Source organism: Ruminococcus turbiniformis, from assembly GCF_020687545.1.
Taxonomy (GTDB): domain Bacteria; phylum Bacillota; class Clostridia; order Lachnospirales; family Lachnospiraceae; genus Mediterraneibacter; species Mediterraneibacter turbiniformis.
In genome coordinates, this window is sequence record NZ_JAJEQX010000013.1 from 34,559 (window position 1) to 48,396 (window position 13,838).

At 49.4% G+C, this 13,838-nt stretch carries 10 protein-coding genes, 1 tRNA gene and 1 riboswitch; of the genes, 8 read left to right on the forward strand and 3 right to left on the reverse strand.

The features are described from left to right. Nucleotides 1-9: 9 nt before the first annotated feature. Both LKD70_RS08675 and LKD70_RS08680 read right to left on the reverse strand, forming a co-directional pair. Complete coding sequence (locus tag LKD70_RS08675) at nt 10-1,680, reverse strand: hydantoinase/oxoprolinase family protein (RefSeq protein WP_227707631.1); 1,671 nt, start codon at nt 1,678-1,680, stop codon at nt 10-12. Nucleotides 1,681-1,951: 271 nt separating this feature from the next. Continuing rightward, on the reverse strand, nt 1,952-2,179 hold the full coding sequence (locus tag LKD70_RS08680) for an HPr family phosphocarrier protein (RefSeq protein WP_227707632.1): 228 nt from the start codon (nt 2,177-2,179) through the stop codon (nt 1,952-1,954). 353 nt (nt 2,180-2,532) lie between these two features. On the opposite strand from LKD70_RS08680, the gene LKD70_RS08685 reads away from it, so the two are divergent. The 8 genes from LKD70_RS08685 (at nt 2,533) to LKD70_RS08720 (ending at nt 8,126) form a co-directional block, all read left to right on the forward strand. Beyond that, nucleotides 2,533-3,570: an ROK family protein gene (locus LKD70_RS08685; protein WP_227707633.1), complete on the forward strand. Its 1,038-nt coding sequence runs from the start codon at nt 2,533-2,535 to the stop codon at nt 3,568-3,570. A gap of 125 nt (nt 3,571-3,695) precedes the next feature. After that, on the forward strand, nt 3,696-3,989 hold the full coding sequence (locus tag LKD70_RS08690) for a phage holin family protein (RefSeq protein WP_227707634.1): 294 nt from the start codon (nt 3,696-3,698) through the stop codon (nt 3,987-3,989). A 39-nt stretch (nt 3,990-4,028) separates the two neighbouring features. Next, a riboswitch (TPP riboswitch) is annotated at nt 4,029-4,135 on the forward strand. Nucleotides 4,136-4,351: 216 nt separating this feature from the next. Continuing rightward, nucleotides 4,352-4,549, forward strand: a complete 198-nt coding sequence (gene thiS / locus LKD70_RS08695; protein WP_227707635.1) for a sulfur carrier protein ThiS — start codon at nt 4,352-4,354, stop codon at nt 4,547-4,549. Between the two features lies 1 nt (nt 4,550). Beyond that, the gene (thiF, locus tag LKD70_RS08700; RefSeq protein WP_227707636.1) at nt 4,551-5,222 is read left to right on the forward strand and encodes a sulfur carrier protein ThiS adenylyltransferase ThiF; all 672 of its coding nucleotides are present in this window, start codon (nt 4,551-4,553) and stop codon (nt 5,220-5,222) included. A gap of 98 nt (nt 5,223-5,320) precedes the next feature. Then, nucleotides 5,321-6,100 carry a thiazole synthase gene (locus tag LKD70_RS08705; RefSeq protein WP_227707637.1) on the forward strand — a complete coding sequence of 260 codons (780 nt, stop codon included), beginning with the start codon at nt 5,321-5,323 and terminating at the stop codon, nt 6,098-6,100. Nucleotides 6,101-6,194: 94 nt separating this feature from the next. Further along, the gene (gene thiH / locus LKD70_RS08710; protein WP_407690939.1) at nt 6,195-7,331 is read left to right on the forward strand and encodes a 2-iminoacetate synthase ThiH; all 1,137 of its coding nucleotides are present in this window, start codon (nt 6,195-6,197) and stop codon (nt 7,329-7,331) included. Continuing rightward, nucleotides 7,324-7,965 carry a thiamine phosphate synthase gene (locus LKD70_RS08715; protein ID WP_227707639.1) on the forward strand — a complete coding sequence of 214 codons (642 nt, stop codon included), beginning with the start codon at nt 7,324-7,326 and terminating at the stop codon, nt 7,963-7,965. Before thiH ends, LKD70_RS08715 begins: the two co-directional genes overlap by 8 nt. A 90-nt stretch (nt 7,966-8,055) precedes the next feature. Further along, nucleotides 8,056-8,126: transfer RNA gene (locus LKD70_RS08720), tRNA-Trp, on the forward strand. 555 nt (nt 8,127-8,681) lie between these two features. Here LKD70_RS08720 and LKD70_RS08725 read toward each other — a convergent pair. Then, a complete protein-coding gene (locus LKD70_RS08725) occupies nt 8,682-13,781 on the reverse strand; it encodes a DUF4062 domain-containing protein (RefSeq protein WP_227707640.1) in 5,100 nt (1,699 codons plus the stop codon). Nucleotides 13,782-13,838: the final 57 nt, after the last annotated feature.

Sequence of the window (13,838 nt, forward strand, 5' to 3'; positions counted from 1 at the left end):
TTGGCTTTTTTAATCCTCTGCAAATATCTTCCCGGCCGCCTGTATCCTGATTTGAGTTTCAAGATATCTGCCGCCCTCTATCTGCTCTGCCGCTTCAACAGAGTACTCATCTTCCGCATCAATTTCCCGGTAAACAATCTGGTCATCGACCATATACATATTTCTGCAGTCATAATGGATGTATGCCACCTGCAGATTTTGCTCTTTAATCATTCCGACCACATGCTCTCTGGTGACTTCTATTCCCCGTTTCAACGCGTCCTTAAATTCATCAAACTCAGATCTCTCTGTTACCGAGTGCAGCAGATAACCTCCTCCCATTTCCCCGACGCGGATTACCGCTTCTGATTCTATACTCACTCCCGAAGCTGCCGCCCCGACCGCGTTTGCCACTTCATAATGTGTCGGGACAATCAGATCAAATGCACTCTTTTCCCGGGTAATGCGGTACCACGATTCTGCCGGCGCCCCGATCGCGCAGATCGGATAATTGATTTTCCGAAATGTTTTCAGGTTTTCATAAACTTTGTTCGCTATCGTATTCTTTACCTCAGACGCATACTCGTCAGCCGTCATATCTGCTGATGCCGCCTGAGCCGCAATCGCTTCAATGGACCTTCTCCGGTTCCATCCTACAAACTCTCCGGTATAATGGAGAATATCCGTGGGAGTCACATCTTCTCCTCCTCGGCAGGCCGGCATTCCACGGTATGGCGTAAGCTCCGGTTTTCCGTCTTTTACTCTGATCTCGCTGTCCCCGCCCAGGCCATATGTATAGAGCTTGGCGGATTTAATCCGCAGATGCCATTTCCCTACAACAGCTCCGTCCTTTGAGAGTTCTACTCTCTTATTGTGTACAGTTCCGATATCTGTCGTTGTCCCTCCCATATCTGCCACGATCGCGTTTTCCGCTCCTGTAAGGCTGATTGCGCCTACAATACTGGCTGCTGGGCCGGATAAAACTGTATCCACCGGCACTCTACGTATGAAGTCAATTTTGGCGATTGTGCCGTCTCCCTTTACTACAAATACAGGGGCTTTGATGTTCTGTTCTTTCAGAATCTCTTTGATGGCTGTTACAAAACGGTCTATCACCGATAAGAGGCTTGCGTTGACAACCGCAGTGTTGGTCCGCTCCAGATACCCCAGATTTGACACAAGCTCATGTCCGCACACAACCGGCAGATCAGATATATCATTCAGAATCGATTTAACTTTCTGTTCAAGAATAGGATTTCTCACGCTTGCCTGTCCGGAAACCGCAAAGGCTTCCACTTTCGGAAGAAGCGCATCCGCGGCTCTTTTCACTTCTTCCTTATCGATATCCCGGAGGATTTTTCCCTTTATATTCACCTTTCCCTGAATCTCTACCGCCAAATCTGTCGCAAGACTTCCTACCGGTTTTCCCCCGATCATCAAAAGTCCTGTTGTACCCAGCTTTTCCTCGACTACAGCGTTTGTCGCGAGTGTTGTGGACAAAACAACCTTTTCTATTTTCTTCAGCTGTCCGTCCGACAAATTCAAACCCGCTATACTGTTTCTGATTCCGATTTCAAGGTTGTCATGTGTAGTCAAAGCTTTCGATTTACGTCTGACACAATCGGATCCCTGCATCTTTGTATCAAGCAGAACGGCATCCGTATATGTACCTCCAGTATCAATTCCAATGACATATGGCATTTTTCCACCTCCGTGCCTCTCATCGTCTTTTTCGATTATTATTAAATTTTGTATTACGTTATATCTTGCCGTAAGTATTTTTATAACCAAATATTACCCCCCCCCCCCCCGCATTTTGTCAATATGTAAATATGTCCTGTTTTATTTGTGATTTTTTATGCATTTTTAACAATTTTATCTTTTGGGATTTTTTCAGATATATTCAGAATCCGGAAAATGAAAGAGGCCCAGCCAAAAAGCTGAACCTCAGAAAAGAAATATGTAAAAGCTATCAAACCTGATAATTTTTTAGTACTTCAATGGACTTTTCATCGTCAGCCCACGCATAAAGCGTAAGCGGCCCGGAAAGATCGAGACTCAAAATACCGAGAAATGATTTCGCATCCACTGTTTTTCTTCCACACACAAGATCGAACTGCCCTTTCAGATTTGCAATGTCATATGAAAACTTTTCTATGGCATCAAGAGACCGAAACTGTATATTAAATGATTGTTTCATAGCATTTCCCTCCGTACCTTTTTCAATTTTTATTTCGTCTCTAATTAATTTTTGTTTTACGTTATGTCTTGTCGTAACTTTTTCTTTTGATTCGGATTTTAACTCGGCTTTCTTATTTTGTCAATAGTTAAATTCTAACTATTCCCTTTTTTTCGTACATTCTCACTGCTCCGCTCCGCGTCCTGTCCCGCTTTTTCCGGCGTTTTCATAATTTTTCTAAAAATTGAGAACTATGTTCATCAAACTCTTGACTTTTTTTATATTTCATATTATGATTTGACTTACGATAACATTACTTGTAATAACTATTGCCGATATATACAGCAACCAGGTATTATGGAGGTGAAACGATAATGAAGCAGCCAATCCGAACTACTATGCTGCTGAAACAGCAAAATAAAGAGCTGATTCTCTCTGCTTTCCGTGAAATCGGACAGGGAACACGAAACGAAATTGCCCAGCTCACGGGCCTGAGTATCTCAACATGTGGCAATATTATCCGTGATCTACTCAAATCCGGGGAACTCAGAGAGGGAGAGCTTGCCCCTTCCCTTGGCGGACGTCCTTCCAAAGTTTATATTTATAACGCAAACATGTCTCTCGCTCTGGCAATCTCTCTTGTCACAAATAAAGATTTTAATCAGATTGAGCTCGCCACAGTAAACCTTTCAGGTGTTGTTCTGACAAAGGAATCTTATATGCAGCCTTTACATAGTCTTTCTTTTGATTTTTTAGACGCCCTTATCGCAAGACAGGTCAGTGTTTCCCCTGAAATTAAAGTTATCGGGATAGGGATTCCGGGCATGGTTGTTCACGGTGAAGTATTGTATTGCGATATTGAAGAGCTGGATCATTTGAATCTGAAGGAAATGCTCCAGTCAAAGTACCATGTAAAAGTATTCATTGATAATGAAATGCATTTTAAGGCTTTCGGGTATCATCAAACCCACACTGACATGAATTTAAAAAATTTTGCTCTGGTTAATGTCCCCGAGGAGCAGACTTACGGAGCCGGATTTATCGTAAATAACCGGCTGATCCGCGGAAATGCTAATTTTTCCGGTGAAATCAACTATCTGCCCTATGTGTCTTCGAGAAAAGAGCTGATTCGGCAGTGTGCCGAGGACGAAAGCCTTATCAGCCTTATTTCCAAGGTTCTGATATCTATTATTACGATTACAGATCCAAAGACCATTGTATTGTGTGGTTTCCGCTTCAACGACAGTCTTCTCCAGCAGGTACAGGAAAAAATCAGCAAGACTCTTCCGGCACAGCTGCTTCCGGAATTTTATCTGCAGAGGGATATTTCAGATGAATACCTAACCGGGATTATCAGCGTGATACAGAATCTGCTGATCGGCCAGGAGCCATACGAAGACGATCAGTTTTAAGCTCTGTTTAATATGACAAAACTACTATTCAGAAGTCACATAGAGCATTCATTCCCGGCTTTCGTCACGTTTCTTTCTTCCGCGCATATTCTAACACCAGAAAAACACTTGAGGACGCTGGAATAATGGAACAGATCACAAACTATATAAAGCCGGAACTTCTGGCTGTCTCCGTCGTACTGTACATTATCGGAGCAGCCCTGAAGCAGGCACAGACCGTGCCGGACAAATATATCCCGCTGATCATCGCCGGGATCGGCATTGCTCTCTGTGCCGCCTGGGTACTTGCCACAAGCCCGGTCCGCACAGTGCCCGAGATTGCTATGGCAGTGTTTACAGCAGTTGTACAGGGTGTGCTGGTCGCCGGACTGAGCACATATGTAAACCAGATCATCAAACAGGCCGGAAAAAAAGAATAAAATGATTGACATCTGAATCGATCGTGATATACTTGTTATTGTAATGAAAAGGGGAGCTTGCATAAGCAGGCTGAGAGGAAGCTGTTTGCTTCGACCCATAACCTGATTTGGATAATGCCAACGTAGGGAATAAATACGAAAGAGATTATTTCCGGGAGTGCGAAGGCATTCCCGCTTTTTTATTATTTCTCTTTTTCCGAACAAAGGCCTGCGCCCTTGTACCAAAGATTTCATCAGGTCATTACACATATTTCAATTTTATATCGTACAACATAGAGTGAACAGGAGTTCATGAAGGGGTGCACCACCGCGGGTGTATTTCTTTGTGAACTCTTTTTTCACACTATGGGAAAGGAGGCCATATGATCAGAGTCAACGGAGAGGACAAAAACCTGAAAGAAGGTGTCACCCTTCTTTCTTTTCTGGAGCAGGAAGGGTACCAGACCGCACGGATTGCCGTGGAGAAAAACGGGGAGATCATTCCCAAAAAGCAGTATGGCGAAACACTGCTTCACAGCGGAGACTCGCTGGAAATCGTAAGCTTTGTAGGAGGTGGCTGATATGACATTTTCAGAAAATGTATCTGCGGAAAACAGATTTACAAAAGCGGAGATTCAGGAAGCACTGTGCAGCCGTCATACCACGGAAATACAAAAGCGGCTGGACAGCGCGCGCGTGGCGGTTGCCGGACTGGGCGGGCTTGGTTCAAACGTCGCGTTCGCTCTGGCAAGGATCGGTGTCGGACACCTGCACCTGATTGACTTTGACAAAGTCGATCTTACAAATCTGAACCGCCAGCAGTATTTCATGCGGCATGTGGGGATGAACAAAACCGACGCACTTAAGGGTGAGCTGCTGGATATCAACCCATATCTGGATATTAAAACAGACTGTATCCGCGTGACAGAAGAAAATATACCTGAACTTTTTAAAGACGATCCAATCATCTGCGAAGCCTTTGACGTGCCGGAGAATAAAGCCATGCTTGTAAACGGCATTCTGGGACTGTTTACAGAAAAAATTATCGTCAGCGCATCAGGAATGGCCGGATACGGGGACAGCAACTCTATCTGTACAAAAAAAATTACCGATCGGTTTTACCTGTGCGGCGACGAGATAAGTGATTCCAGTCTCGGACAGGGACTGATGGCCCCCCGGGTATCAATCTGCGCAGGGCATGAAGCCAATCTGATCACCCGGCTTATTATAGACGGGCATACAGCCACGAAATGAGCACGCAGCTGACCACGTCGGATAAGCCATGTCAGGCTTGAAAATTTTACATTTTAAAATTTCTAATAATATTTTTAAGTTTATAAGGAGATGCAGCAATGACAAATTCAAACAATGATACATTCTGTCTGGGAGGACACGAATTTCACTCCCGTTTCATATTAGGATCAGGAAAATACTCTCTGGAGCTGATCAAAGCCGCTGTGGAAAACGCAGGCGCCGAGATCATCACTCTTGCCCTTCGCCGCGCCAATCAGGGCGGACTTGCAAACATTCTTGACTACATTCCGGAGGGCGTCACTCTCCTTCCGAACACCTCCGGCGCAAGGAACGCTGAGGAGGCCGTCCGCATTGCCCGCCTTTCCAGAGAGATCTGTGAAAGTGACTTTGTAAAGATTGAAGTGATCCACGACTCCAAATACCTCCTGCCGGACAACTACGAGACAATCAAGGCGACAGAAATCCTCGCAAAGGAAGGCTTCGTCGTAATGCCGTACATGTATCCGGATCTGAACGCCGCAAGAGATCTCGCAAATGCCGGGGCTGCCTGCGTGATGCCGCTTGGCTCTCCGATCGGTTCCAACAAGGGAATCTGCACGAAAGAGTTCATCCAGATTCTGATCGACGAGATTGATCTGCCGATCATCGTGGATGCCGGCATCGGAAGACCATCCCAAGCGTGCGAAGCAATGGAAATGGGCGCAGCAGCCGTTATGGCAAACACAGCCATCGCAACAGCCGGAGATGTCCCTGCAATGGCAGGCGCATTTAAAAAAGCTATCGAAGCCGGAAGATGCGCATACCTTTCCGGCATGGGACGGGTAATGGAAAAAGGGGCCAGCGCGTCTTCTCCGCTGACCGGATTTATTCAGGAATAGGAGTGACTGGAAAATGAGCAAAAATGACCACATCAACGAAAGTATCTTAAGCGATGAAATCCGGGAACACCAGAAGGAAAACCGGATTGATCATATGACATATCTTCCGGACATGGAAGTCATCGATTCCGACGTGATGGATCGGGTGATCACCGCCATGAACGAGTACGACTACGACAAATACACGGAAAAGGACGTCATCCGTGCGCTTAACAAAGACAGCCTCACCCCGGAAGATTTTGCGGCGCTTCTCTCGCCCGCCGCGCTTCCTCATCTGGAAGAGATGGCGCAGAAGGCACAGCAGGAGACACGGAAACATTTCGGAAATTCCGTCTATATGTTTACTCCGCTCTACATCGCAAACTACTGTGAAAACTACTGCATCTACTGCGGTTTCAACTGCCACAACAAAATCAACAGAGCAAAGCTCAACTACGAAGAAATCGAAGAAGAGATGAAGGCCATTGCCGAGACCGGTCTTCAGGAGATTCTCATTCTGACCGGGGAGAGCAAGGCAAAATCTGACGTAAAATATATCGGAGAGGCATGCAAAATCGCCCGGAAATATTTTAAAGTCATCGGCCTGGAAGTGTATCCGATGAATTCCGATGAGTACCATTATCTCCATGAATGCGGCGTGGACTATGTGACGGTATTTCAGGAGACATACAATTCCGACAAATACGAGACACTCCATCTTGCCGGTCACAAACGAATCTTCCCGTATCGTTTCAACACACAGGAGCGGGCGCTCATGGGCGGCATGAGAGGCGTTGCATTCGCCGCTCTTCTGGGACTTGACGATTTCCGAAAGGACGCGTTCGCCACGGGAATGCACGCATATCTTCTGCAGAGAAAATATCCCCACGCTGAGATTTCCTTCTCCTGCCCGAGACTGCGTCCGATCATCAACAACGACAAGATCAATCCGATGGATGTCCACGAAGCACAGCTTCTGCAGGTTGTAACTGCGTACCGTCTCTTCATGCCCTACGCGGGAATCACCATTTCCACCCGGGAATGCGCAAGAGTCAGGGATAACATCGTGAATATCGCGGCAACAAAAATATCCGCCGGAGTAAGCACCGGCATCGGAAGCCATGTGGAGGATCTGGAGGACAAGGGAGACGAGCAGTTTGAGATTTCCGACTCCCGCAGTGTGGAAGAAGTGTACAACGACCTGGCCGCGCTCCATCTCCAGCCTGTTATGAGTGATTATATCTATGTATAAAGAAATTGATTTTTCCAATATTATCGCCGTTTCGAACCGGAGTTTAAGCCGTCTGCCCTATCTGGAGCAGGTGGAGCGGATCTGCAGTTTTCACCCGAAGGCATTTCTGCTGCGGGAAAAAGATCTTCCGGAGGAAGAATATTTAAAACTTGCGCGGGAAGTAAATAAAATCTGCGTGCGGCACGGCGTCGCCCTGATCCCCCACTTCTATCCTGAGGCAGCGGAATCACTGGGGTTAGACGTGGTGCATCTTCCTCTCTGGAAATTGAAGACAGTACGGGAAGCGGAAAATACACGAACTGCTGAAGATGCACGGGCCGCAGAAGCAGCAAGCCTGGATACAGATACAGCATATCTTCATTTCCGCATCGGCGTCTCGGTCCACTCGGCAGAAGAAGCCCGCGAGGCAGTACGCCTCGGGGCTTCTTACCTGACAGCCGGGCACGTCTTTCTTACAGACTGTAAAAAGGGACTTCCGGCAAGGGGACTTGATTTCCTGCGGGAAGTCTGCGAATCGGTGCCGGTACCGGTGTATGGGATCGGCGGGATTCACCTGGATGCAGAGCAGATTGGGGCTGTTCTGAGGCAGGGAGCAGCGGGGGTCTGTATTATGTCAGGGATGATGAGGATGTGAAAAGATTTTCAAAGTTTTAAAAAAGCATTGACAAACCGCACAACAGGCAGTATACTATCTAAGTGACTTGCGGAAAGCAAGTCACTGTACAGGGGATTGGTCAAATGGTATGATAGGGGTCTCCAAAACCTTTGGTGGGAGTTCGATTCTCTCATCCCCTGCTGGGTGTGGTGCTGAAAGCCGTTGTTCAGGCGGTTTCCAGCACTTTTATTTTTTGAGTTTCTCTGAGTAATCATTGAGTAATCACCATCAATACGTCAGCGCACGGCTGATGATATCTTTCCTGTTTGATAACTCGGAATTATCAAAAATGTAATATTGTTCTGTAGTCTTAAAGTTGCTGTGTCCGACCTGCGAGATAATAATACTTTTGAGAGCAAGCCGGAAAGCCAAGTAATCGCCGTTTCTCCGTTTAAAATCATTCCCCCCGGACAAATATCTTGATGCTAATGAAATATATCATATAATATATTTAGCCAGATTAGCCAAATAATAGCAGAGGTGGCCATATGACTAAAGTAAACATGCCTGGATGCCCAGCGCAGTTTATCCAAACTTGTTAATATGCCGGAAACGAAACAGGAAGATGTTATCTATCTTGCAAGGAACGGCACTCCTGTTGTCCAGATGACCCTGATTCCGGAAAAACCTGCCGGACAACGAATTGGAGCGGCAGCAGGGAAGTTTACCGTTCCGGATAAATTTGAATTCTCACTTCAGTTCACCGTCAGCTCCGCATTCCGCGTCTGTTCCCTCAGTTTTTCGATATACCCGCTGACCTCTCCGATATCAGCCTCTGCGCCCAGATCCCGGACTGCCCGCAGCATATAATACTGGAGCTCATAATCCGCCCCGGTAAGTTCACTGCTGTACCGATCGATAAGGTCCTGTATTTTGCCGGCATATTCATCATACATGTCAAACTGTCTGCAATATCCCTGCAGTTCATAGAGTTCCTCCAGGATTTCCGGATAAAATTCCCCTCGCTTCGCCGCATCTGACTCAAGCTGGCTTTCGGCCGCTTCCAGATAGGGAACGAGCCAGCGCCATGCGGGACACTCCGCGGTTTTTCCCATTTCCATATACATCCGCCTGGAATATTCATACGACTGGAACGCATACTCTTTCAGCAGTTCCGCCAGGCCGGGATTTTCTTTCCGGCTCTTTTCAAGAAATTTCCTGTAACGGGCCGTCTCATCTGTCAGCCTTTCGGCCCATCTCATATCCCGGCTGCTCCTGAATGCTTCTCTGCATATTCCGGCGCAGCAGTCCATCACTTCTCTCCAGCGTGACTGCACACTCCGGTCTAAAGTCTGATCAGCGCCGGAATCTCTTTTTCCCGGAAGAGTCTCATATCTCTCCCACAGCTCTTCCAAACCGGCTGTTCCCGGGATCCGGCTGCACGCCTGCCAGAGTTCAATCAAAGCTTCTCTTTCAATATATGCTTCCCCCTGCGCATAACCGTCCTTTCTGTACTTTTCCGCACACTGGTCCATCAGCCGGATACGCTGCAGAAAATTATCTGCCAGCTTCTCTTTTCTCTCAGGGTATTTTGACAGTATTTTCCCCATTTCAAAGAGGAGGTTCATCTTTTCCTGCATCCGCTTTTTAAACTCCCCCGCCTCAGCGCCCATGTCCGGCACGATCTTCTCCTGCTCCTTTTCAAGCTTTAAGAGCCGCCTTTCCTCCCGGACTTTTTCGGTGACAGCCAGGATATCCTCAAGCGCGTCCGGCAGGCTCCAGCCTCTTTCCCTGTAATAACCGGACAATTGGCGCGCCTGTTTAAGGAGCAGCGGCCTTTTTGATGCATCCCCGTTTTCTGTGCAGTTATTGAGAATAGATCCATACGCGCCGGCAACTTTATCAAGCAGTTCTCTGTCGCACGTGATCCGCCCTCTGAGTTCCTGCGAAGTGAGGAATTCAAACTGCTCCTGTACTTCCCGCTCATTCGCGAACACCGTTCTCAAAAACGCGTTTCGCGGCCAGTATTTCGCCGCGCTGCCCAGCACTTCCGCTGCCTGCTCCTTTTCGCCCGACGCACAGAGGATCTTCCCCCGGATACAGGCGGCATACAGGCGGATCTGTCTCTCCTCTTCTTCCCCTGTCTGCTCCCCGGCCAGACGCAGGAAGGCTGCGGCGCCTTCCGGATCTTTCCGGCTCAGGGCTGCCGAAGCTTTTATAAGGTACAGTTCCCCTTTCATCATACGCAGCTGCCGGGAATATCCCTTCTTTTCCGCCCAGCCCGCATCCAGGCCGGAGAGCATTTTCCCGCTCAGGTCTGCCGCTTCCTGCGCCTCATCGTATTTCCCCCATCTGCAGAAAATCCGCGCCGCCTTGAAGAAACGCCCGGCCACGCCCCAGCGGCGTGCCGGAGAGATCTCACCGCCTGTATTTTTCAGAAGGGTCATGATCTTTTCGCACCAGAGAACCGCCTTTCCTTCATCCTGTACCATATCATAGTACTCCGCTCCCTTTTCACAGATCAGCCCCATCTGGCTTTCTGCGGCAACAGGATCACGGTCCCTGTACAGCCAGGCAGTCTCTTTTTCCAGCATTTCAAGATCCCCGTCCATCTGTGCGCGGAAGAACTCCGGCGTTTCACAGGGATACAGCGGTTCTGCTGCAAACATCTCCGACCGCTCATCTTTCCATGTCCAGATATCGCCTTCCAGCCGGTGACACACTCTCGCGTATCTGGGCATCAGGCTGCTCTCCAGCACCCATATATAAGTGGGGTCCTCTTTCGTCCTCTCCCTCAGCATTTCGTCATATATCGATACCGCCCGTGCATAGCAGGCGCTGATCTCGCCCGCATGTCCGCTCTCCCGGCTTTTTTCCTCATTCCTGTCCGTTTTTTCAAGGAACCTTCCCATATCGCAGCTTCGGTATGCGTAGAAATCCCTGAAAGCTTCAAACCCGTAGTCCGAGCTCAGCTTCTTCCAGACAGTGAGCTCAGCCCGCCGGTACCTTAAGGAAAATGATTCCTTTACCACGCTGCCAAGAGCTTCCAGGATGCAGGTATATTGATATCTTTCTTCCAGTGTGGGGAACAGAAGCATCCGCTCCTGATACCACGGGAAGATCTCTTTTGCCAGATCAAACGCCGCCTGGCTGCATTTTGCGTCCCTGAAGGCAAGGGTAAGGGCTGCCTGCTGCCCCCTCAGAGCGCTGTATACAGCCTCCGTCACAGCATCCTTTCCTTCCTGCCGCTTAGCCTGATCATATTTTTCGTCCATTCCCTCATGTTTTCTGTCCATTTCGGAGACAGCAGCGGCCAGAAACGCTCTGTATTCTTTCAGAGCTGCCTGCCTTTCTGTCCGCTCTGCCTGCTTTTCGGCCCGCTCCGCCTGCCCTCTTCCTGCATAAAATGCCGGTATCTGCGATACGGTCTGTATCCCGTACTCTGCCAGGTCAGCCCCCTGCTCCAATATCCGCCGTCTCACCGACTCCACGCACTGCCCCATCTCCTTCCAGAGCGGACTGCCCGGACTCATCGGCATCGTCCGCAGAAGATGGATGTAAAACGCGTCGTTCTCCTCTTTTCCCGGACATCTGAGCGCCCTGTACGCGGCGGCTGTCTCTTTCCACTGCCGCACATGTGCTTTTTTGTCCAGGCTGTAACTGTAAAAATCGTTCCCCGCAAGCTTGAGGTAAAACTCTGCCCTGTCAGACACGGCCCCCAGCCCTCTGATAAGATCGTAGAGTTTTTTCCACAGGGACCGCCCGCGAAGCACCTGCTCCCGCCCGGCAAGGATACTTCTGGCAAGCGCCTCCGCATATACGTCGACGTCGATTTCATCCGCCTTCGCGATCTGCCGAAAGGGTTCCTCTCCGTCCGTACGGAGTATGCGCGCGCATCTCCTGAAGCACTCCTTCTCCCAGGAACCGATCGTCTCTGTCATTGCGGACAGGTTTTTCCATGCGAGGCTCCCGTCGCCTGCCTGCACCGCGTAAGCGAACCCGCAGGCCGCATCCCCGTCCTCTGTCTTCTGTGCGCTAATCGCCCGTGCCAGCCTTTTCCTTTCATCGGGTGATATCTCCCGCAGCACACATTCTTTTGAAAGCCGGTGTTTAAAGTTCCACCGCCCTTCTCTGTCTTCCCCGAAGGAATCAAACAGATAGGAGAAGAAACGCTCCATATTCATCGGAAGCATTTTCTGCCCCAGAAGCTCCATGACCCGTTCAAGTTCTGAGAGCTTCAGCCCTCTGTCCGAGACTGCCAGCGCTTTAAGCATCGTCACCGGAGCCGACTGCGCACCGGGCACTTCCGCGGAAAATACACCCAGCTTTTCCGAGGCCTCCTGCAGCATGGAGACAGTGAGCCCCGGTATATCGTCAGGCATTTCCGCGACTTCCCTCTGCATGAAAAGGGACAGTCCCTCCATCCCCGGCGCCAGCCTTTCCGCCTTTTCGAACTCCTCCCTGCTCATCATAAACAGTTTCTGCATCAGAAGAGAAAGATAATACGGATTTCCCCTTTCCGGTTTTCTGCGGATCTGGTATACGACCTTTGCGTCGACATGTTTTCCCCTTCGCTCGGCATGCATCTGTACAAAAGCATTTACCTCCGCGCTATGGAACGGTTCCATTTTCCTCAGTGCGAAAACGCGCCCCAGAGCATGCCTCTCCGCGAAATATCCGGGAAGAGAGCTGACCGCCATGCCGAATCTGCAGCCTTTCGCCTCTTCTCTTATCACAGCGTCACAGAGGAAAAGCAGCATATCCGAAATATCCTCCTCCATCTGATCTGCGGCGTCGATTAAAATCACCCTGTCACAGGTTCTCTCCTGCGTGAGGAGACAGCGGATATGCTGTATTTTCTGTCTGTCAGAAAGGCTGTCTGTGTCGGCAGTCCCCGGATTATATTCCGGATATTCCTTCAGGAGCCACTGGAGCAGCGCTCCCAGCAGGGCTTCCTTTGAACCGCAGTTTTCATTTCCGCAGAAATAGAGGAACACATGAACCCCCACCTTTGCCGCGGACATGGCGATGCTTGACATATTTGCGCTTTTTCCGCAGCCCGCCTCTCCGGTGATCCACACCCCGCTGCGTCCGGTCAGTATATACGGGGTGTTCTCATGATCCCTGAACCTTGGCACATAAGAACCCATATATCCCGCGCATGTGACCCGCGCGTCCTGAAGAATCCTCGCCGCCCCGCACGGCGCTTTCCCTGAAAGCTCCCCGCTGATCAGATTCCAGAGCATCTCCTCCAGCTGTCTCCTGAACGGTTCAAGCCCGCAGATCTCACCGCGCTTTTCATCCCAGGACGGGCTGTACTCAAGGATGAGAGCCTTTGAATTGGCCCGGATCTTCTTTTTGAACGCGTCAAGCTTTTCTTTGTGCCCGGGGCTCTCCGGCTCATATACCGCCCTTGCCTTTTCCGGCATTTTCTCCATAAATCCGGGATCCCGAAAGCAGAACACGCAGTGATCGAGTTCATCGTCCGCCAGGGCTCCGTAGAGGATCTCCATCTGTGTGATACTGATCTCGTCCCGGTACCAGACATCCAGGCGTGCGTCATGGGCCTGTTCAATCACTGTCTTTTCCGGGATCCAGCCGTAACGCTCCCCGATCAGTATTACCATGTACGGCCTGCATCTGTCGATGGCATCGATGCAGCTCTCGATCACATGCCTTCCGCTTTCTTCCTCAGACATACGGCTTGTGTCCACGCCCCACCGAAGATCCAGTTCCTGTACATCCTCCCCGTATTCCTTAAGTCTCCTCCTGAGAGACGGAAAAATTTCCTGATGCAGGATATCCCTCTCTGACTGCATGTCCTTAAACGTACTTGATATGAAAAACGACTTCACTGTTTGTCCCCCTCTCTTTTCGCGTCCTTACTGGCAGAGCCCCGGTTTTGTTATCTG